Source organism: Streptomyces sp. NPDC001787 (assembly GCF_040297465.1).
Lineage (GTDB): Bacteria > Actinomycetota > Actinomycetes > Streptomycetales > Streptomycetaceae > Streptomyces.
Genome location: NZ_JBEOZE010000002.1, coordinates 113719 through 134529, shown reverse-complemented (window position 1 = coordinate 134529; position 20811 = coordinate 113719). Strand labels below are relative to the sequence as shown.

The 20811-nt window shown below is 72.9% G+C and carries 17 protein-coding genes; 9 read left to right on the top strand and 8 right to left on the bottom strand.

Annotated features, from left to right (window positions below):
* Window positions 1-47: 47 nt before the first annotated feature.
* Both ABT170_RS03285 and ABT170_RS03280 read right to left on the bottom strand, forming a co-directional pair.
* Window positions 48-341, bottom strand: coding sequence for an MTH1187 family thiamine-binding protein (locus tag ABT170_RS03285; protein ID WP_015611413.1), 294 nt, complete (start codon window positions 339-341; stop codon window positions 48-50).
* The gene (locus ABT170_RS03280; RefSeq protein WP_266923948.1) at window positions 338-688 is read right to left on the bottom strand and encodes a DUF3817 domain-containing protein; all 351 of its coding nucleotides are present in this window, start codon (window positions 686-688) and stop codon (window positions 338-340) included. Before ABT170_RS03280 ends, ABT170_RS03285 begins: the two co-directional genes overlap by 4 nt.
* A 244-nt stretch (window positions 689-932) precedes the next feature.
* On the opposite strand from ABT170_RS03280, the gene ABT170_RS03275 reads away from it, so the two are divergent.
* The 4 genes from ABT170_RS03275 (at window position 933) to ABT170_RS03260 (ending at window position 3611) form a co-directional block, all read left to right on the top strand.
* Window positions 933-1565, top strand: coding sequence for an AIM24 family protein (locus ABT170_RS03275; protein ID WP_329946068.1), 633 nt, complete (start codon window positions 933-935; stop codon window positions 1563-1565).
* Window positions 1565-2215, top strand: coding sequence for an AIM24 family protein (locus ABT170_RS03270; RefSeq protein WP_329945986.1), 651 nt, complete (start codon window positions 1565-1567; stop codon window positions 2213-2215). Before ABT170_RS03275 ends, ABT170_RS03270 begins: the two co-directional genes overlap by 1 nt.
* Window positions 2212-2985, top strand: coding sequence for an AIM24 family protein (locus tag ABT170_RS03265; protein ID WP_329945987.1), 774 nt, complete (start codon window positions 2212-2214; stop codon window positions 2983-2985). The genes ABT170_RS03270 and ABT170_RS03265 overlap by 4 nt, the downstream gene beginning before the upstream one ends.
* 149 nt (window positions 2986-3134) lie before the next feature.
* On the top strand, window positions 3135-3611 hold the full coding sequence (locus ABT170_RS03260) for a MarR family winged helix-turn-helix transcriptional regulator (RefSeq protein ID WP_266923942.1): 477 nt from the start codon (window positions 3135-3137) through the stop codon (window positions 3609-3611).
* A gap of 126 nt (window positions 3612-3737) precedes the next feature.
* Here the strand turns inward: ABT170_RS03260 and ABT170_RS03255 are convergent, their stop codons facing one another.
* Window positions 3738-5198 (bottom strand): sensor histidine kinase, encoded by a 1461-nt coding sequence (locus tag ABT170_RS03255; RefSeq protein WP_351863689.1) that lies wholly within the window; start codon window positions 5196-5198, stop codon window positions 3738-3740.
* Window positions 5195-5857: a response regulator transcription factor gene (locus ABT170_RS03250; RefSeq protein WP_351863687.1), complete on the bottom strand. Its 663-nt coding sequence runs from the start codon at window positions 5855-5857 to the stop codon at window positions 5195-5197. The genes ABT170_RS03255 and ABT170_RS03250 overlap by 4 nt, the downstream gene beginning before the upstream one ends.
* A 116-nt stretch (window positions 5858-5973) precedes the next feature.
* On the opposite strand from ABT170_RS03250, the gene ABT170_RS03245 reads away from it, so the two are divergent.
* Window positions 5974-6660 (top strand): PepSY domain-containing protein, encoded by a 687-nt coding sequence (locus ABT170_RS03245; RefSeq protein ID WP_351863686.1) that lies wholly within the window; start codon window positions 5974-5976, stop codon window positions 6658-6660.
* Window positions 6661-6700: 40 nt separating this feature from the next.
* Here ABT170_RS03245 and ABT170_RS03240 read toward each other — a convergent pair whose 3' ends face one another.
* From ABT170_RS03240 to ABT170_RS03225, 4 genes are all read right to left on the bottom strand, one after another.
* Entirely contained in the window at window positions 6701-8986 is a 2286-nt protein-coding gene (locus ABT170_RS03240) for a serine/threonine-protein kinase (protein ID WP_351863684.1), read from the bottom strand.
* Complete coding sequence (locus ABT170_RS03235; protein WP_351863682.1) at window positions 8983-11532, bottom strand: protein kinase domain-containing protein; 2550 nt, start codon at window positions 11530-11532, stop codon at window positions 8983-8985. The genes ABT170_RS03240 and ABT170_RS03235 overlap by 4 nt, the downstream gene beginning before the upstream one ends.
* A gap of 229 nt (window positions 11533-11761) precedes the next feature.
* On the bottom strand, window positions 11762-12721 hold the full coding sequence (gene meaB / locus ABT170_RS03230) for a methylmalonyl Co-A mutase-associated GTPase MeaB (RefSeq protein WP_329945993.1): 960 nt from the start codon (window positions 12719-12721) through the stop codon (window positions 11762-11764).
* A gap of 77 nt (window positions 12722-12798) precedes the next feature.
* Window positions 12799-14001, bottom strand: coding sequence for an acetyl-CoA C-acetyltransferase (locus ABT170_RS03225; RefSeq protein WP_266923929.1), 1203 nt, complete (start codon window positions 13999-14001; stop codon window positions 12799-12801).
* A 134-nt stretch (window positions 14002-14135) separates the two neighbouring features.
* Between ABT170_RS03225 and mce the strand changes: the two genes are divergently transcribed.
* The 4 genes from mce (at window position 14136) to ABT170_RS03205 (ending at window position 20807) form a co-directional block, all read left to right on the top strand.
* Window positions 14136-14564, top strand: a complete 429-nt coding sequence (gene mce, locus ABT170_RS03220) for a methylmalonyl-CoA epimerase (protein ID WP_266923927.1) — start codon at window positions 14136-14138, stop codon at window positions 14562-14564.
* A 164-nt stretch (window positions 14565-14728) separates the two neighbouring features.
* Window positions 14729-18592, top strand: a complete 3864-nt coding sequence (gene scy / locus ABT170_RS03215) for a polarized growth protein Scy (RefSeq protein WP_351863678.1) — start codon at window positions 14729-14731, stop codon at window positions 18590-18592.
* A 184-nt stretch (window positions 18593-18776) separates the two neighbouring features.
* The gene (locus ABT170_RS03210) at window positions 18777-19715 is read left to right on the top strand and encodes a coiled-coil domain-containing protein (protein WP_329945995.1); all 939 of its coding nucleotides are present in this window, start codon (window positions 18777-18779) and stop codon (window positions 19713-19715) included.
* Window positions 19716-19802: 87 nt separating this feature from the next.
* Window positions 19803-20807 (top strand): ATP-binding cassette domain-containing protein, encoded by a 1005-nt coding sequence (locus ABT170_RS03205; protein ID WP_329945996.1) that lies wholly within the window; start codon window positions 19803-19805, stop codon window positions 20805-20807.
* Window positions 20808-20811 lie beyond the last annotated feature (4 nt).

Genomic DNA, 20811 nt, shown 5'->3' with positions numbered 1-20811 from the left:
GCCGGGGGCTTCTCGGGTGGACGCGGAGCGCTGCTCCGGGGCGGGCGTCAGGGCGCCAGATAGCGCTCGACCGTCTCCACCTTGGAGGTCAGACCGTCGGTGACACCCGGGCGGATGTCGGCCTTCAGCACCAGGGAGACGCGCCCCGCGCGGGCCTCGACGGCGGCGACGGCGCGCTTGACGACGTCCATGACCTCGTCCCACTCGCCCTCGATGGAGGTGAACATGGCGTCCGTGCGGTTGGGCAGTCCGGACTCGCGGACGACCCGTACGGCGTCGGCGACGTACTCGCCGACGTCCTCGCCGACGCCCAGCGGGGAGACCGAGAAGGCGACGATCACGCGCTGACCACCCCTTCGCGGCGGGCGCGGGCCGCGATGGCGCCGTCGGCCTCGTACCGCTTGAGGAGCTTGTCCCCGTAGAGCCCGCCGAAGGGGAGCAGCGACAGCACGAAGAACAGGGCGACGCGCTTCAGCGGCCACTTGGTCTTGGCCCATACGTCGAGCAGCAGCACGGCGTAGATCACGAAGAGCACACCGTGCAGGATGCCGAGCGGCATCATCAGGAAGTCGATGTCCGAGACGCGGCTGAGGATCGAGCCGAAGAGGATCAGGGCCGGGAAGGACAGCGCCTCGGGAATCGAGATGAGGCGCAGCCGGTGCAGGGCGGTAGCGGTCTTGATGTCCACGGGGGCACCTTCGGTGGGAGGGTCGTGACGGCTTGTGAACGCAGGCACAAGCGTTGCCCATTGTGGCATCGCCGCCCCGCGCTCCCGGCCCCGGGGGCCGGTCCGTGTGCCAGGTCACCTCCCGCCGCGCGTCCGGATCACCCCTCGCCGCGCATCAGGCTCCGTCCAGGGCCTGTCGGGGGCGGTTCGGGACCCGGGGCACTGGTCCGTCCGCCACCCCTGCGGCTACCGTCGGACCGTGGCAATGTTCCGGCTCCAGGGGAGCAAGACGCTCGCCGTCGATCTGACGGGCGATGCCGTCAAGGCGAAGAACGGCTCGATGGTCGCGTACGACGGCCGGATGGCGTTCAAGAAGATGTCCGGCGGCGGCGAGGGCGTCCGCGGCATGGTGACCCGGCGGCTGACCGGCGAGCAGATGACCGTGATGGAGGTGAAGGGGCAGGGCACCTGCTACTTCGCCGACCGGGCGAGCGAGATCAACCTGGTCTCGCTGCACGGCGACAAGCTGTACGTCGAGGCGAGCAATCTGCTCGCCGCCGACGCCGGGCTGCGCACCGGGACCACCTTCACCGGGCTGCGCGGCGGGGCGAGCGGCAACGGACTGTTCACCACCACGGTGGAGGGCACCGGCCAGGCGGCGATCGTGTCGGACGGCTCGGCCGTCCTGCTGCGGGTGACACCGCAGTACCCGCTCATGGTCGACCCGGGCGCCTACATCGCCCACCAGGGCAGCCTCCAGCAGCACTTCCAGTCCGGGGTGAACTTCCGCACGCTGATGGGCGAGGGGTCCGGCGAGGCGTTCCAGATCCGCTTCGAGGGCGACGGGCTCGTGTACGTGCAGCCGAGCGAGCGGAACACGGTCGGGGGTGATGTCTGATGCCGTTCCGTGAGATCAACTCGAAGATGGTCGAGGCCACGGTGGTTCCCGGCCGGAAGCTGTACAGCCAGCGGGGCGCGATGCTCGCCTACCGGGGCGAGGTGTCGTTCACCCCGAACATCCAGGGCGGCCGCGGCGGGATCTCCTCGATGATCGGCCGTCGGGTGGCGGGCGAGGCGACCCCGCTGATGACGGTCGAGGGCAGCGGCACCGTGATGTTCGGTCACGGCGGCCATCACATCCAGGTGATCAACCTGGAGGGGGACACGCTGTACGTGGAGGCCGACCGGCTGCTCGCCTTCGACGGCACCCTCGACCAGGGCACGATGTTCATGGGTTCGCAGGGCGGGGTGATGGGCATGGTGCGCGGCCAGGTCACCGGGCAGGGGCTGTTCACCACCACGCTGAAGGGACACGGCGCGGTCGCGGTGATGGCGCACGGCGGGGTGATCGAGCTGCCGATCGTGCCGGGCCGGGAGGTGCACGTGGATCCGCAGGCCTACGTCGCCCACCACGGGAGCGTGACGAACAAGCTCTCCACCGCGCTCGGCTGGCGCGACATGGTGGGGCGCGGCTCCGGCGAGGCGTTCCAGCTGGAGCTCAGCGGCAGTGGTGCGGTGTACGTCCAGGCGTCGGAGGAGAAGCTGTGAGCACGCCCGTGGTCCTCGACCCGATGACGCTGCCGTCGGACGACAACGTCAACGCGTACACCTTCTGTGTGGAACTCAAAGGGAGCCAGTGGTTCCTCCAGAAGGGAAAGATGATCGCCTATTACGGGCGGATCGAGTTCAACGGGATCGGACACGGCCGCTTCGAGCGGCTGGTCCGTACGAGCTTCCACTCCCCCCTGCACGCGAGCGACTGGGTGGTGGCCGAGGGCAGCGGGAAGATGCTGCTCGCGGACCGGGCCTTCGATGTGAACTCCTTCGACCTGGAGAACGGCAACCTGACGATCCGCTCCGGCAATCTGCTGGCCTACCAGCCGACGCTGGCGCTGAAGCAGTCGATCGTGCCGGGCTTCGTGACCCTGATCGGTACGGGGAAGTTCGTGGCGGCGTCCAACGGCCCGGTGGTCTTCATGGAGCCGCCGCTGCGGGTCGATCCGCAGGCGCTGGTGGGCTGGGCCGACTGCCCCTCGCCCTGCCACCACTACGACCACGGCTATATGTCGGGGATCATGGGCGGGCTGCGGTCACTCACCGGAATCGGCGGCGCGTCGGGCGAGGAGCACCAGTTCGAGTTCGTCGGGGCGGGCACGGTACTGCTCCAGTCGACCGAGGTGCTGATGCCCGAACGGGCCGTGGGGGCGACTCCGCAGCAGGCGGGCGTGCCCGGTGGTCCGGGTGGCTCCGGTCAACCCGGCTCCACCCCCCGTCTGCCCGGCCAGCTGGGGGACCTCCAGCGGCGCTTCGGTTTGTGAGCGGTAGTCTGCGGAGTGTGACGTCGAACGTCTGCGACCGGCCCTCGGGCACGGCCTCCGGGTACGGTCCCGGCCCTGATTCCCGGCGGTGCCGGGCATCACATCCCTTATTTTCGTCCGGCTTTCAACTTCTTAGGTAGAATCCATATATGGAGACCGAGACGGCCACGCGCTGGCTGAACGACGCGGAGCAGTGCGCCTGGCGCACCCACCTGGACGTCAGCAGGCTGCTGATGCATCAGCTGGAGAAGGACCTCCAGCCGTTCGGCCTGACCAACAACGACTACGAGATCCTGGTCAACCTCTCCGAGTCGGAGGACCAGCGCATGCGGATGAGTGATCTCGCCGCGGCCACGCTGCAGTCCAAGAGCCGGCTCTCGCACCAGATCACCCGCATGGAGACCGCGGGGCTGGTCCGCCGCACGAACTGCGAGTCGGACCGCCGCGGGCTGTACGCCGTACTGACCGCGCTCGGCGCCGAGACCATGCAGAAGGTCGCGCCGCACCATGTCGCCTCGGTGCGCAAGCACTTCATGGACCTGCTGTCCCCCGAGGCCCTGGCGGACCTCCACGCGGCGCTGGCACCGGTCGCGGAGCATCTGCGCGGACGGCGCGGAAAGGCGTAGCACCCGGGCGGGGCACGGCGGTCGGGCGGGACGGCGCACGGCGCCGTCCGCCACGGAGCCTCATCACGAGCCCACCACGGGACCCCATCACGGGCCCGTCGCGGGCGGCCCCACCGCGGAGCCTCGTCACGGCCCGGCGGCGGGCAGCCACAGCCGGAAGAGCGCGCCGCCCTCCGCCGCCCGGCACACCGTCAGCGTTCCGCCGTGGCGGGCCGCGACGTCCCGGGCGATGGCGAGGCCGAGACCGGCCCCGCCGTCGTCCCTGCTGCGGGCGTCGTCGAGACGGACGAACCGCTCGAAGATCCGCTCCCGCTCGTCCTCCGGGACACCCGCCCCGTCGTCACGCACCTCGACGCTCACCCCGGCACCGGCACCCGTGCCGGCACCGCTCACCGAGACCGCGACCAGCCCCTCCGCGTGGCGTTCGGCGTTGTCCAGCAGGTTGCCGATCACCCGCGCCAGCTGACCGCGCGAACCGTTCACCCCGTACGCGCCCTCCTCCGGCACCGAGACCGTCACCGGGATCCGGTCGCCGACGCGCTGGGAGACCTCCTCGCGCACCAGTGCGCCCAGGTCCAGCGGTGTGCGCCCCGGCTTCTCCCCCGCGTCCAGCCGGGCCAGCAGCAGCAGATCGGCCGCCAGGACCTGAAGCCGTACGGTGTCCGCGACCGCGCCCGGCACATCCAGCAGCTCCGGGTGGGCGGCGCCCACCTCCAGCTGGGTGCGCAGCGAGGCGATCGGGCTGCGCAGCTCGTGCGAGGCGTCCGCGACGAAGCGCCGCTGACGGTCCACCGACGCCTCCAGCACGGTCAGGGTCTCGTTGGTCGTCCGGGCCAGCCGGGCGATCTCGTCGCGGGAGTCGGGCTCCGGCACCCGGCGGCCGAGGTCCTCCGACGCGGTGATCGCGGCCAGCTCCCGGCGGATGCCCTCGACCGGCCGCAGCGCCCTGCGGGTCACCAGCCAGGTCACCCCGGCGACGACGACCAGCAGCACGGGCAGCCCCGTCAGCATGGCGCCGCGCACGGTGCCCACGGCCTCCTGTTCGGTCGCGAGCGGGGCGCCCGCGTGCACGGTCAGGGTCACCCCGGCGGAGGTGGTCGCCTCGACGGCCGCGAAGCGGTAGTCGGCGGCGTGGCCGTCGACGGTGGCGGTGCCATTGCTGAAGTCGGGGTCGTCGGAGGACACCTCGCCGCGGGCCGGGTGGCCGCCGTCGTCGTCCCCGTCCCCGTCCCCGTCATCGTCGTCGTCATCGCCGGAGGTGCCGGCCGGGGCCGAGGGGGCCGGGCGGACGGCGTCGGTGCCCGTACCCGAGATCGCCCCCAGGTCCGGGGAGACGGCCACCACCCGGCCGTCCTCGTCGGTCACCTGGACCGGGTGGTCCTCCTCGTCCTCCAGGTCCAGCGCGTCGTACGCCGTGTCGAGGGCGAGCTGCCCGGCCACCTCACGGGCGGCCACCTCCGCCTGGAGGCCCGCCTGGTCGGTCAGGTTGGCGCGCAGCACCATGAGGACGGCGAGCCCGGCGCCGATCAGCGCGAGGGCGACGACCAGGGTGGCGCCGAGCGCGGCCCTGGCCCGTACGGATCTCACAGCGCCTCCAGCCGGTAGCCGGCGCCGCGCACCGTACGGATGGACGCGGCGCCGAGCTTGCGCCGCAGGGCGCTGATGTAGACCTCGACGATGTTGGGGTCGCCGTCGTAGGCGAAGTCCCAGACGTGCTCCAGGATGTCCGCCTTGCTCACCACCTGGCCCGCCCGCAGCGCCAGCTGCTCCAGTACGGCGAACTCCTTGGCGGTCAGCGCGATCTCGTCCTGCCCCCGGTGCACCCGCCGGGCGGCGGTGTCCATCCGCAGGGTGCCGACGGTCAGCACGGGCGAGGCGCTGCCGGTGCCCCGGCGGCGCAGCAGCGCGCGGACCCGGGCGACCAGCACGACATAGCTGAACGGCTTGGTCAGGTAGTCGTCGGCGCCGGTGTCCAGCCCCTCCGCCTCGTCGTACTCCCCGTCCTTCGCCGTGAGCATCAGGATCGGCACATCGTGGCCCGCGGCGCGCAGGGCGGCGCAGACCCGGTAGCCGTTCATGCCCGGCAGCATGATGTCCAGGACGACGAGGTCGTACACACCCTCGGCCGCCCGGTGCAGGCCTTCGAGGCCGTCGTGCACGACATCCACGGCGAAGCCCTCGGCGGTCAGCCCCTTGGCCAGGGACACCGCGAGTCGCTTCTCGTCCTCCACGATCAACAGGCGCATGTGCACAGGGTCGCAAACCGGAGCTGAAGACGGCTTCAGGTGGCTTCAGGCTGCGTTCAGCATCGCCCCGGCAGTGTGGGTCACGTCGAACCGGCCATCCCTCGGGGAGGAACCTCATGAAGCGCAACATCACCATCGCCGCCGTCACCGCGGCCGTGCTCATCGGCGGCGGAGCGGCCGCCACCATGGCCTTCGCGGACGACGACGACCGCGGCAACGGGAGCGCGAGCACGAGCGGCGGTACGGCTCCGAAGACGATCACCACCGGCGGGGACGACGCCCAGGCCGCGCCGCGGGGCGACGGCCGGGTCTCCCTCGACGGGGCGATCGCCGCCGCGCTGAGGAGCGTGCCCGGCACGGTGACCGGGGCCGAGCTGGACGACGACGATGACGACGGCCGCGACGTGTGGGAGCTGGATGTGTTCGGCGCCGACAAGGTCTGGCACGACGTGACCGTCGACGCCCGCAACGGCACGGTGCGCACCGACCGCGACGACGACAACGACGACCGCGACCGGCACGCGCCCCGGTCGGCCTCCGTCTCGCTGAACTCCGCGGTCCAGTCCGCGCTGAGGACCGCGCCCGGCAGTGTGACCTCCGTCGAACTGGACCACGACGACGATGACGACGGCCGCGGCGGCGGTGTCCCGCGCTGGGACATCGACATCACCGGCGAGGACGGCCACCACCACGAGCTGCACGTCGACGCGAGGAACGGCACGGTCACGGTGGACCGGGACGACGACGACCGCGGGGACGACCGGGACGACCACGAGGACCGCGACGACCGCGACGACCGCTGAGCGGACGCCCGGCACGCCCCGGACCCCGGACCGCCGGGGTTCAGGGCGTGAAGCCGGACAGGACCGTCCCGTCGTTGTCGAAGGACAGATACAGCACGTCCCCGGAGGCGATCAGGCGGGAGCCGTCGCCGAGCGGGCCGTTCAGGATCTTGCGCTCCGCCGTCTCGATGCTGCCGCTGCCGGCCAGCTCGAAGCCGTCCACCACCTCCCCGTCGGTGACGAGGGCGGTGCCGCCCGAGACCGACGTACGGCCCGCGAGGGCCAGGTCGGAGACGTACCGCCAGAGTTCCTTGCCGTCGGAGAGCCTGAACGCACGCGTCTGCCCCGGCGCGGAGACCACGACCGTGCCGTCCCGGGAGACGGCGGGTTTGTGGACGTTGGTCATCGACGCGGCCAGGGTCCTGCGCCGGGCGGGAGCCGCCATGTCGATCACGGTGATGCCGGACTCGCCCGGACAGAGCAGCTCGGCCTTCCGCAGCACCGCCTCCCCGCACGAGAGGTCGCCCTGGACGACCCCCGGCCGCCGCTCGCCGGTGTCCGCGTCGAAGACCTCGATGTCCGACCCGACCGCCACCACCCGCCCCTCGGCGGCCAGCAGGGTGAACTGGAACTCGTTGTACTCCACGCTCCACTTCTCCGGCCGTTCCGTGCCCGTCACCTGCTGCGCGACCAGCCGGCCCGTGGAGCCGCCCCGGATCTGCGAGACATAGTGGACCACCCCGTCCGCGTACACGGACCCGGTGCCCAGGTACCCCTTCCGCATCGGTCTGCGCCACACCTCCTTGCCGTCGGAGAGGCGCAGACCGACCAGCGCCTGGGGCAGGAAGGCGTACACGATGCCGTCGGCGACCGCCGCGATCGAGCGGCCGGCCGTGCCCGCCGCCACGGGGGCCCTCTCCGGGACGTTCCACCGCTGGACACCGGTGGCCGCTTCCAGCGCGGTCACCCCGCGCTCGCCGGAACAGACCAGCGTGGCCCCGGACAGCGCACAGCCGTACTGGCCGGTGCCCTTCCGCGTCGTCCACGGCTTCCAGTCCGCCGGCCGGGCCGCGCGGTCGGCGCCCCGCTCCCCGAAGTCGTCGGTCTGCCCCGCGTCCGCGCCCGGCACGACCGTGGCGGAGTCCGGCCGGACGGACGGGGAGGCGGACGCCCCGGGCCGGCCGCCACCGGCTCCGGTCCCCTTCTTCCCGCCGTCCAGCAGCCCCGGCAGCAGTACGACGCCGAGCACCACGCACAGCGCCACGGCGACGGCGGCCACCGCGGTCCACAGCATCCGCCGCCGGGGCCGCGCCGAATCCGCGGAACCGGACGGCGCGGGTGGCGCGGGTGGCGCGGGTGGCGCGAGTGGCGGAGCAACGGGCGCTGCGGGGGCGGGCGGCGCGGCGGGCGGCGGCTCCGCGGCGGCCGAGCGGGCGCACTCGCGCGCCTGCTCCGCGTACGCGGCGAACGTCCCGCGCACCGCGTCGTGCCAGGGGAACGGGTCCGGGTACTCCCCCGGCCGCAGCAGCCACGCCAGCTCCTGCGGGGTCGGCCGGTCCTCGGCCCGGGGGCTCAGGCAGCGTTCGATCACCGGACGCAACCGCTCCGGCACACCGCCGAGTTCGGGCTCCCCATGGGCGATGCGGAAGATGACGGCGGCCACGTCGGGGTCGTCGTACGGGCCGCGTCCGGACGCGGCGTACGCGAGCACGGCACCCAGGCAGAACACGTCCGAGGCCGGTACCAGCGCCTGCGAACCGTCGACGTGCTCGGGCGAGATGTAGCCGGGGGTGCCGACCACCACCCCCGTCCGGGTCAGCTGCGTGGCCTCGAAGGCCTGCGCGATCCCGAAGTCGATGACCTTGGGCCCGTCGGCGGCGAGCAGCACGTTGCCGGGCTTCAGGTCGCGGTGCAGCACCCGTACCGCGTGCATGTCGGCCAGTGCGCGGGCCAGCCCCGAGCCCACCGCCCGTACCACCGGTTCGGGCAGCGGCCCGGTACGGAAGACGGCCTCGGCGAGCGAGGGCCCGGGGACGTACTCGGTGGCGAGCCAGGGCAGCGCACCGGTCGCGTCCCCGCCGACCAGCGCGGCCGAGTGCGGGCTGCGGACCGCTCCGGCCGCCGCGATCTCCCGGCGGAAGCGGACCCGGAACCCGTCGTCGAGGTCGAGCCCGTCGCGCACGGTCTTCAGCGCGACGAGCCCGGCGAGCGGATCATCGCCCGGCGCGGTCTGCCGCGTGCCGGGCCGGGCGAGGAACACCTCGCCCATCCCGCCCGCGCCGAGCAGGCCGAGCAGCCGGTACGGTCCGACCCGGGTACGGGCGCCGGGGGCGAGCGGTTCGATCATGACGCGGCCGGTCCCGGCAGCGGCACGGACAGGACGGTGCCCTGGTCGTACAGGACGTACACGGCACCGCCGACCGGCAGGATCTCCGGCGGCAGCAGTTCCTGGTCGAACTGGACGCCCCAGTCGAGCGTGTCGTACGTGGGCGGGACCGAGGGTCCGGGTGCGCCCTTGAGCGGGGTCCTGCGCAGCTTCCCGGGCGCGGAGGCGCCGTTCAGCGGGACGCTGTAGAGCGTGGTGGTGTCCGCCCAGACGACGGTGTCCGCGACGATCACCGGGGTGGAGACCGGATTGCTCCGGCCGCCCCCGGCGTCCTTGTCCAGGGGGTAGCGGCCGAGCGGGGTCCCGCCGTCGCGCGGGGCCACGACGATCTCCGGCGCGGTCTCCTGGTCCTCCCAGGAGACATTGCCGCGCAGGAGGACCATGACGTCGTCGTCCACGGCCACCAGCCCGGCGGCGGTGACCAGTCCGGGTGTGAGGGGAGCCTCTCCGGTCAGCTTGAGCGAGGGCGCCCGGAGCCGGTACACGGCGAGGCCCTTCTCGTCGCTGGTGTCGGTGTAGACCGAGCAGTAGACGAGGGGCGGGCGCACGAGCGCGTCCTGGCACCGTGAGGCGTTCTCGTCGGTGGCCCGGCCCAGTTCCTCGCCGTCCTTCGTCCGCAGTGCCCGGACCCCGTGCTGGCCGAGGATGTAGAGCACCCCGTCCTCGGTGGCCAGCGGCCAGTAGTCGTTCCACTCCGCCTTGGAGATGTCGTCGCCGACGAGGGGCTTGCGCCACTTCTCCTCGCCGGTACGGACGTCGAAGGCGGCGACCCGCGCGCCGTACGGGGTGTCGCCGATGTCGGCGAACACCAGCCCGTCGGCCACCAGCGGAGTGCTGTCCAGCCAGTACGCCCCGCCGGTCCGGCTCTCCCAACGGGTCTTCCCCGTACGGGAGTCAAGCGCGAGCAGCCGGTTCCCGGTGGCCAGGAAGACGGTGTCGCCGTGGATGGCCGGCCTCGTGGAGCCGCCGGGCATGAAGAACTGTCCGGTCGGGCTGACCCGGGCGCCCGGGGCGTTGCCCTCCTCCTCCGCCGCGTAGTCCCACAGCTTCCTGCCGTCGGCGGCCGACAGCGCCTCGTACGAGCCGTCGGTCCGGCGGCAGACCACGGCGTAGCGGCCCGCCGCGCAGCCCAGCGGGGCGGCGGAGAGCTTGCCCTGCCACGGCTTCCAGCCGGTGGGGCGGACCTCGCGGCCGTAGGGAACGGTGCCGGAGCCGTCGGGCCCGCCCTGGGCGTCGATCCCGGCGAGCACCTGGGCGGGTCCGCCTCCCGAGCCCTCCGGTCCGCCGCTCCCGCCCTGCTCCCCGTCGCGCAGCGCCAGCAGCCCGCCGGTGGCGGCCCCGGCCAGGACCAGCGCGATGACCGCGGCGCGCACATACCGGCCCCAGGAGGGCAGCGGGGGCCGGGAGGCGGCCGGGCCCGGGGGCCGCTGGGGGTCCGGGTCCGCTTCGCGGTCCCGGTCGGGGCCCGGGTCCGGGTCCGGGTCCCGGGGAAGTCCCGGTCCCCGGGTGGGCAGTTGATCGGCGGGCGTCCTGCTGCCGGTGGCGGCCTGCGTCGGTGTGTACGGCGGAAGCAGGGGGCCGTCCAGGGCCCGGAGCGCGGCCAGTTCGCGTTCGTGCTCGGCGATGTGCTCCGCCACCGGTCCGGGCCAGCCCACGGCCGCGTCCGGGGCGAGGCGCGCGGCGAGTCCGGCGGCGGTGGGGCGGTCCTCCGGGCCGGCGACGAGACAGTCCGCGAGGACACCGCGCAGGGCGGACGGTACGCCGTCGAGGTCGGCCTCGACGTACTTGATCCGGTAGAGCACCGCGGCCAGGGGCCCGTCACCGAAGGGGTCCCGCCCGGTGGCGGCGTAGCAGAGCACGGAGGCCAGGCAGAAGATGTCGGACGCGAACGTGACGCGTCCGCCGCCGGCGACGTGTTCCGGGGACATGAAGGCGGGGCTGCCGACCATGCGGCTGGTGGTGGTGAGCGCCGTGGCGCCGGTGTCCCGGGCGATCCCGAAGTCGATGAGCCGCGGGCCGTCCGACGCGAGCATCACATTGCCCGGCTTCACATCGCGGTGCACCACGCCCGCCGTGTGCACGGCCGCCAGCGCGCGGGCGAGCCCGGCGCCGAGCATCCGCACCTCTTCCTCGCCGAGCGCCCCCGAGCGGCGCACCGCGGCCGACAGGGTCGGGCCCGCCACATAGCCGGTGGCCAGCCAGGGCACCTCCGCGTCGGCGTCGCCGTCGAGGAGCGGGGCGAGATGGGGGCCGGTGACGGAGCGGGCGAGGGTGATCTCGCGGCGGAAGCGGGTACGGAAGCCGGGGTCGCCGGCCACGTCGCGGCGGACGGTCTTGACGGCGACGGGTTCGGCGCCGCCCGGCGTGTCCGTCCCGCGGGCGGACGCGCCGGTCTCCTCGTCCCGTACCCCGAGGTAGACCTCGCCCATGCCTCCCGCGCCGAGCCTGGCCCGTATCGCGTACGGCCCGATCCGTCTCGGCGAGTCCTCCCGCAGCGGCCCCGGCATGCGTCGCTTCCCCCCTGGTGCGCACGGCTGGCGCGCGGCCCCCGCGCGCGTCCCGTGGCATCCTGCCACGCGCGCCGCCCGACCGGCAGGCTTCCGCCAGCACGGCGAACGGCGCACCCCCGCACCATGACTGACGATCCGTCAGTCATGGTTCACCGTCACCGGACGGGACGGGGACGGGCCGCACGGCGGTTCCCGGGGGCGGCCCGCACGCCGCCCCCGGGAGCCGTCAGGATTCGCCGGTGAGGCCCGCCACGAGTTCGTCGGCCGCCGCGTACGGGTCGAGGCGGCCCGCCACGATCCGGGCCGCCAGGGTGTCCAGGCGCCGGTCGCCGTGCAGGTCGGCGATCCGTTCGCGCAGGGCGGTGACGGCGATGGTCTCGACCTCGCGGGCCGCCCGCGCGGTGCGCCGCTCGGCCAGTACGCCGTGCTCGTCCATCCATGCCCGGTGCTTCTCCAGGGCCTCGACGACCTCGTCGATGCCCTCGCCGCGGGCGGCGACCGTCTTGATGATCGGCGGTCGCCAGTCGCCGGGGCCGCGCGCCTCCCCGAGGCCCAGCATGTGGTTGAGCTCGCGGGCGGTGGCGTCCGCGCCGTCCCGGTCGGCCTTGTTGACGACGTACACATCGCCGATCTCCAGGATTCCGGCCTTCGCCGCCTGGATGCCGTCACCCATGCCCGGGGCGAGGAGCACGACCGAGGTGTCGGCCTGGGAGGCGATCTCCACCTCCGACTGGCCGACGCCCACCGTCTCGACGAGGATCACGTCGCAGCCCGCCGCGTCCAGCACCCGGATCGCCTGCGGTGCCGACCAGGCCAGGCCGCCCAGGTGGCCGCGGGTGGCCATGGAGCGGATGTAGACGCCCGGGTCGGAGGCGTGGTCCGACATCCGGACCCGGTCGCCCAGGAGCGCGCCCCCGGAGAACGGCGAGGACGGGTCGACGGCCAGCACCCCCACCCGCTTGCCGGCCCGGCGGTAGGCGGAGACCAGCGCCGAGGTCGAGGTGGACTTGCCCACGCCCGGCGAACCGGTGAGCCCCACGACATAGGCGTGGCCCGCGAGCGGGGCCAGCGCCGCCATCACCTCCCGCAGCTGCGGTGACGCCCCCTCCACCAGCGAGATCAGCCTGGCCACCGCCCGCGGCCTGCCCTGCCGCGCCTGCTCGACCAGGGTGGGGACGTCCACCATCACCGCTCCGTTCACTTCGTTCTCGGGGTTAGGAGTGTTCCTTGCCGGAAGGCGTCCCCATCGGGATACGCCGGGATCTACCGGGGAACGCGGATGATCAGCGCGTCGCCCTGACCGCCGCCGCCGCACAGCGCCGCCGCACCGGTGCCGCCGCCGCGCCGCTTCAGCTCCAGGGCCAGGTGCAGCACCACGCGGGCGCCGGACATCCCGATGGGGTGGCCGAGCGCGATGGCGCCGCCGTTGACGTTGACCTTGTCCGAGGTGACCCCGAGGTCCTTCATCGACTGGACGGCGACGGCCGCGAACGCCTCGTTGATCTCGATCAGGTCGAGGTCCTCGACGGTCAGGCCGTCCTTCTTGAGCGCGTGCCGGATGGCGTTGGAGGGCTGCGACTGGAGCGAGTTGTCCGGGCCCGCCACATTGCCGTGGGCGCCGATCTCGGCGATCCAGTCCAGGCCCAGCTCCTCGGCCTTGGCCCGGCTCATCACGACGACCGCGGCGGCGCCGTCGGAGATCTGCGAGGAGGTGCCCGCGGTGATGGTGCCGTCCTTGGCGAAGGCGGGGCGCAGCCGGGCGAGGGACTCGACGGTCGTCTCGGCGCGGATGCCCTCGTCCTTGGCGAAGAGGACCGGGTCGCCCTTGCGCTGCGGGATCTCGACCGGGGTGATCTCGGCCTCGAAGACGCCGTTCTTCTGGGCGGCGGCGGCCCGCTGGTGGGACTGGGCGCCGATCTCGTCCTGGGCGGCACGGTCCAGGCCGAGGCGGCTGTTGTGCTTCTCGGTGGACTCGCCCATCGGGATGTTCTCGTAGGCGTCGGTCAGACCGTCGTACGCCATCGAGTCGAGCATCTCGATCGCGCCGTACTTGTAGCCCTCGCGGGACTTCGGCAGCAGGTGCGGGGCGTTGGTCATCGACTCCTGGCCGCCGGCGACGACGACGTCGAACTCCCCGGCGCGGATGAGCTGGTCGGCCAGCGCGATGGCGTCGAGCCCGGACAGGCACACCTTGTTGACGGTGAGCGCGGGAACGTTCATCGGGATGCCGGCCTTGACCGCGGCCTGGCGGGCCGGGATCTGCCCCGCCCCGGCCTGGAGCACCTGACCCATGATCACGTACTCGACCTGGTCGCCGCCGATGCCGGCCCGGTCCAGCGCGGCCTTGATGGCGATGCCGCCGAGGTCGGCCCCGGAGAAGCTCTTCAGGGAGCCGAGGAGACGGCCCATGGGCGTGCGGGCGCCCGCGACGATCACTGAGGTGGTGGTACCGGTCGTTCCTGACATGGGCACGGCCCCTTGGGGTTGTATGTGAACGAGGGTTTACTCGAATGTACTGAGCGGTACCGCGCCCGTCATCCGGCAACGGGTGTGATGGCGCGCACGTTGCGTAACCATGTCCGGGGCGCTGCACTGGTTCCATGCTGACGCGAATCGACCACATCGGGATCGCCTGTTTCGACCTCGACACGACGGTGGAGTTCTACCGGGCCACGTACGGGTTCGAGGTGTACCACTCCGAGATCAACGAGGAGCAGGGCGTCCGGGAGGCCATGCTCAGGATCAACGGGACCTCGGACGGCGGGGCCTCCTACCTCCAGCTGCTGGAGCCGACCCGGGAGGACTCGGCCGTGGGCAAGTGGCTGGCGAAGAACGGGGAGGGCGTCCACCACATCGCCTTCGGGACCGCGGACGTGGACCAGGACGCCGCGGACATCCGGGAGAAGGGTGTCAGGGTGCTCTACGACGAGCCCAGGACGGGGTCGATGGGGTCCCGGATCACGTTTCTGCACCCGAAGGACTGCCACGGTGTGCTCACCGAACTGGTCACGTCCCGGACGGAGCACTGACCTCCGCATACCTGGGCCGGTAGAGTGGGCGGTTCCGGGCCGGGGCCGGGTCGGGGCCGCGCCGCGTCTCCTTCGTTTGTCTGTCACCATTCCCCGGGGGACCGTTCGCCGGCGAACGGTGCTCGTTTGGAGAGTTGCGACCAGGGGACGGATGGGACCGCGCAGTGCGGGGCTACGAACGCCAGGAGAGCCACCGAGCTGAAGACGACCATCTCTCGCGGTTCGAAGCCGAGATGGACCGGCTGAAGACCGACCGGGAGAAGGCCGTCCAGCACGCCGAGGACCTCGGTTACCAGGTCGAGGTCTTGCGTGCCAAGCTGCACGAGGCCCGGCGCAATCTCGCGACCCGTCCCGCGTACGACAGCGCGGACCTCGGCTACCAGGCCGAGCAGATGCTCCGCAACGCCCAGGTCCAGGCGGACCAGCTGCGCAGCGACGCCGAGCGTGAGCTCCGTGACGCCCGCGCGCAGACCCAGCGGATCCTTCAGGAACACGCCGAGCACCAGGCCAGACTCCAGGCCGAGTTGCACACGGAGGCCGTCCAGCGCAGGCAGCGGCTCGACCAGGAGCTGGCCGAACGCCGCCAGACCGTCGAGTCCCACGTCAACGAGAACGTCGCCTGGGCCGAGCAGCTCCGGGCCCGTACCGAGTCCCAGGCCCGCCGTCTCCTCGACGAGTCCCGCGCCGAGGCCGAGCAGTCCCTGACGGCGGCGCGCAACGAGGCGACCCGGCTCGCCGACGAGACCCGCCGGCGTCTCGGCTCGGAGTCCGAGGCGGCCCGGTCCGAGGCCGAGACACTGCTGCTGCGCGCCCGCAGGGAGGCCGAGCGTCTGGTGACCTCGGCCTCGGCGCAGGCGCAGGAGACCGCCAGCCACGCCGAGCAGCTGCGGACCTCGACGACCGCCGAGACCGAGCAGACCAGGCAGCAGACCGCCGAGCTGAACCGGACGGCCGAACAGCGTCTCCAGGAGGCCGGGACCCAGCTGCGCGAGGCCCGGCTGGAGGCCGAGAAGATCCTCTCCGAGGCGAAGGAGGCCGCGGTCAAGCGGCTGGCCGGCGCCGAGTCGCAGAACGAGCAGCGCACCCGTACGGCCAAGTCCGAGATCGCCCGGCTGGTCGGTGAGGCCACCAAGAGCGCCGAGGCGCTCAAGGAGGAGGCCGAGCAGGCCCTCGCCGACGCCCGCGCCGAGGCCGAGCGGGTGGTCGCCGAGGCGTCCGAGAAGGCGCGCACCACGGCCGCCGAGGACACCGCGGCCCAGCTCGCCAAGGCGGCCCGGACCGCCGAGGAGGTGCTGACGAAGGCGTCCGAGGACGCGAAGTCCACCACCGGAGCGGCGAGCGAGGAGGCCGACCGGATCCGCCGCGAGGCGGAGGCCGAGGCCGACCGGCTGCGCGGGGAGGCCGCCGAACAGGCCGACCAGCTCAAGGGCGCGGCCAAGGACGACACCAAGGAGTACCGGGCCAAGACGGTCGAGCTCCAGGAGGAGGCCCGCAGGCTGCGCGGCGAGGCGGAGCAGCTGCGCTCCGAGGCCGTCGCCGAGGGCGAGCGGATCCGCGGCGAGGCCCGCCGGGAGGCCGTCCAGCAGTTGGAGGAGGGTGCCCGCACCGCCGAGGAGCTGCTGACCAAGGCCAGGTCGGACGCCGATGAGCTGCGGACCTCCGCGGGCACCGAGAGCGAGCGGGTGCGCACCGACGCGGCCGAGCGCGCCGCGACCCTGCGCAAGCAGGCCGAGGAGACCCTGGAGCGCACCCGGGCCGAGGCCGACAAGCTCCGGGCCGAGGCCGAGGAGCAGGCCGAGTCCCTCACCGCCGCGGCCGAACAGGCGGCGGCGGAGCTGCGGGCGGAGACCGGGCGTGCGGTCGCCGCCCGGCAGGCCGAGGCCGCCGAGGAGCTGGCCCGGCTGCACACCGAGGCCGAGGCCCGGCTCGCCACCGCCGAGGAGACGCTGAGCGAGGCCCGTACCGAGGCGGAGCGCATCCGCCGCGAGACGAACGAGGAGTCCGAGCGGCTGCGGGCCGAGGCCGCCGAGCGGCTGCGCACGCTCCAGGAGCAGGCCGAGACGGAGGCCGAGCGGCTGCGTGACGAGGCCGCGGCCGACGCCTCGCAGGCCCGTGCGGAGGGCGAGAACGTCGCCGTACGGCTGCGTGGCGAGGCGGCGGCCGAGGCGGAGCGGCTCAAGTCCGAGGCGCAGGAGAGCGCCGACCGGGTGCGGGCCGAGGCCGCCGCCGCGGCGGAGCGGGTCGCCACCGAGGCCGCCGAGGCGCTGTCGGCCGCCCAGGAGGAGGCAAACCGGCGTCGCCGGGAGGCCGAGGAGACCCTGGGAGCGGCGCGCACCGAGGCCGAGCAGGAGCGCGTCCGGGCCCGCGAGCAGAGCGAGGAGCTGCTCGCCTCCGCCCGCAAGCGGGTCGAGGAGGCCCAGGCCGAGGCCCAGCGGCTCGCCGCCGAGGCGGACTCCCGGGCGACCGAGCTGGTCGCCGCGGCCGAGCAGACGGCCCAGCAGGTGCGGGACTCCGTCGCCGGTCTCCAGGAGCAGGCCGAGGAGGAGATCGCCGGGCTGCGCTCCACCGCCGAGCACGCCGCGGACCGGACCAGGACCGAGGCGCAGGAGGAGGCGGACCGCGTCCGCGCGGACGCCTACGCCGAGCGCGAGCGGGCCGCCGAGGACGCCAACCGCGTCCGCCGGGTGGCGGCCGAGGAGTCCGAGGCCGCGAAGGCGCTGGCCGAGCGTACGGTCTCCGAGGCGATCGCCGAGTCGGAGCGGGTGCGCGCCGACACCTCGGAGTACAGCCAGCGGGTCCGTACCGAGGCCACCGACGCGCTCGCCTCCGCCGAGCAGGACGCCTCGCGCGCCCGTGCCGAGGCCCGTCAGGACGCCAACCGCATCCGTTCGGAGGCGGCGGCCCAGTCCGACCGGCTCATCGGCGAGTCGACGGCCGAGAGCGAGCGGATCCGTACCGAGGCCACCGACGCGGGCAACCAGCTCGTCGGCGAGGCCACCGCCGAGGCCGAGCGCCGCCGTACGGACGCGGCCTCCCAGGCGGACCGGGTCGTCGCGGAGGCCGCCGACGAGGCGGAACGGCTGCGCGCGGAGGCGGCGGAGACCCTCGGCTCGGCGCAGGAGCACGCGGCCCGCACCCGCGAGGAGTCCGAACAGCTGCGTACCGAGGCGGAGTCGGCGGCCGAGCAGATGCGCGCCGAGGCCCGCCAGGAGGCGGACCGGGTGCTCGACGAGGCGCGCGAGGCCGCGGCGAAGCGGCGCGCGGACGCCGCCGAGCAGGCCGACCAGCTCATGGGCAAGGCCCAGGAGGAGGCGCTCCGTTCCGCCACCGAGGCCGAGGCGCAGGCCGACACGATGGTCGGCGCGGCACGCAAGGAGGCCGTGCGGATCACGTCCGAGGCGACGGTCGAGGGCAACACCCTGGTGGAGCGGGCGCGTACGGACGCGGACGAACTGCTGGTCGGCGCGCGGCGCGACGCCACCGCGATCCGGGACCGGGCCGAGGAGCTGCGGAGCCGGCTGGAGAGCGAGATCGAGGAGCTGCACGAGCGGGCCCGCCGGGAGACCTCGGAGCAGATGAAGACCGCCGGCGAGCGCGTCGACAACCTGATGAAGGCGGCGACCGAACAGCGCGACGAGGCCGAGTCGAAGGCCAAGGAGCTGCTGGCGGACGCCAATTCGGAGGCCAGCAAGGTCCGGATCGCCGCGGTGAAGCGGGCCGAGTCGCTCCTGAAGGAGGCCGAGGCCAAGAAGTCCGAGCTGGTCCGAGAGGCCGAGAAGCTGCGCGCCGACGCCGAGTCGGAGTCGAAGCAGATGGTCGACGAGGGCCGGCGGGAACTGGATGTGCTGGTGCGCAGGCGCAAGGACATCAATACGGAGATTTCCCGTGTCCAGGACGTACTCGAAGCGCTGGAGTCCTTCGAGACTCCGGCGGCGGGCGGGAAGCCGGCCAACGGCGGCTCCCCAGGAGGCGCCAAGGCCACGGCGGCAGCGGGCACCCGGTCCGGCGGCAAGTCCTCCGAGGGGTAGCCGGTCCGTCATGTCCCGTGCTTCGTCATGGACATTCAATCCTTTGAGCGGCAAGCGCTCCGGGGGTCAGCCACTCAAAAGGGGTGTCATTCTCCAGATCAAACCGACATCTGCACGCTGACACGCCGTTTAGGCCCCTAGGATTCCCCCTAACACCTCACCGGTCTCATTCGACAGGAAACCCATGAGCGACCCTTCCTCCCCCTTCGGCTTCGAGCTCGTGCGACGTGGCTACGACCGCGGTCAGGTGGACGACCGCATCAACAAGCTCGTCGCCGACCGTGACAGTGCTCTGGCCCGAATCACCTCTCTGGAAAAGCGCATCGAGGAGCTCCACCTCGAAACGCAGAACGCCCAGGCCCAGGTCAACGACGCGGAGCCGTCGTACGCCGGGCTCGGTGCGCGTGTCGAGAAGATTCTCCGCCTCGCCGAGGAGGAGGCCAAGGACCTGCGTGAGGAGGCCCGTCGCGCGGCCGAGCAGCACCGCGAGCTGGCCGAGTCGGCCGCCCAGCAGGTGCGCAACGACGCCGAGTCGTTCGCCGCCGAGCGCAAGGCGAAGGCCGAGGACGAGGGCGTTCGCATCGTCGAGAAGGCCAAGGGCGAGGCGACCACGCTGCGCACCGAGGCGCAGAAGGACGCCCAGTCCAAGCGCGAGGAGGCGGACGCCCTCTTCGAGGAGACCCGCGCCAAGGCGGCCCAGGCGGCGGCGGACTTCGAGACGAACCTCGCCAAGCGCCGCGAGCAGTCGGAGCGCGACCTCGCGTCCCGTCAGGCCAAGGCCGAGAAGCGTCTGGCCGAGATCGAGCACCGCGCCGAGCAGCTCCGTCTGGAGGCCGAGAAGCTCCGTACGGACGCCGAGCGCCGGGCCCGTCAGACGGTGGAGACCGCGCAGCGCCAGGCCGAGGACATCGTGGCCGACGCGAACGCCAAGGCCGACCGGATCCGCAGCGAGTCGGAGCGCGAGCTGGCGGCGCTCACCAACCGCCGCGACTCGATCAACGCGCAGCTGACCAACGTCCGCGAGATGCTGGCCACGCTGACGGGTGCCGCGGTGGCCGCCGCCGGTTCGCCGGTGGACGACGAGCCCGCCACCCGTGGTGTGCCGGCCCAGCAGGGCCGCTGACCCCCCGGCACGGCAGCCTTACCCCGTTGCGCGCCCGGTTCCGCCCTTGTGGTGGCGCCGGGCGCGCGGCCGTTCTAGCGTGAACGCATGATCGAGCTTGACGGACTCACCAAGCGATTCGGCGACAAGGTCGCCGTCGACCAGTTGTCCTGCCAGGTCAGACCGGGGATGGTGACCGGCTTTCTGGGCCCGAACGGGGCGGGCAAGTCCACGACGATGCGGATGATGCTCGATCTCGACAACCCCACCAGCGGATCGGTGCGTATCGACGGCAAGCACTACCGCGAGCTGGAAGAACCGCTGAAGTACATCGGAGCGCTGCTCGACGCCAAGTCGATGCACGGCGGTCGCAGCGCGTACAACAATCTGCTGTGTCTCGCGCAGAGCAATCGCATCCCCGAGAGCCGCGTCGCGGAGGTTCTCGACACGGTCGGGCTGAGCGCGGTCGCGAAGAAGAAGTCCAAAGGCTTCTCCCTCGGTATGGGCCAGCGGCTCGGTATCGCGTCCGCGCTGCTCGGTGATCCCGAGATCCTGATGTTCGACGAGCCGGTCAATGGTCTGGACCCCGAGGGTATTCACTGGATCCGCAATCTGATGAAGACCCTCGCGTCCGAGGGCCGGACGATCTTCGTCTCCTCGCATCTGATGAGCGAAATGGCGCTGACCGCCGACCATTTGATCGTGATCGGCCAGGGCCGGCTGCTCGCCGACACCTCGATGGCCGACTTCATCCACGAGAACTCGCGCAGTTATGTACGGCTGCGCTCCCCGCAGCAGGAGCGCCTGCGGGACGTGCTGCACGCGGAGGGCTTCGCCGCGGTCGAGTCGGGGAACGGCACCCTGGAGATCGACGGCGCCACCAGCGAGGCACTCGGTGAGCTCGCCGCGCGCCATCAGATCGTCCTGCACGAGCTGAGTTCCCAGCGGGCCTCGCTGGAGGAAGCGTTCATGCAGATGACCGCGGGCTCCGTGGAGTACCACGCGCACTCGGAACAGGACGGGGCCCCGCCACCGCCGGTGGGTGCGGGCTGGGGCGAGCAGTGGAACCAGCGGGGCGGCCGAGGCGCTTCCCCCGACGGCAGGGGGGCGTGACGAC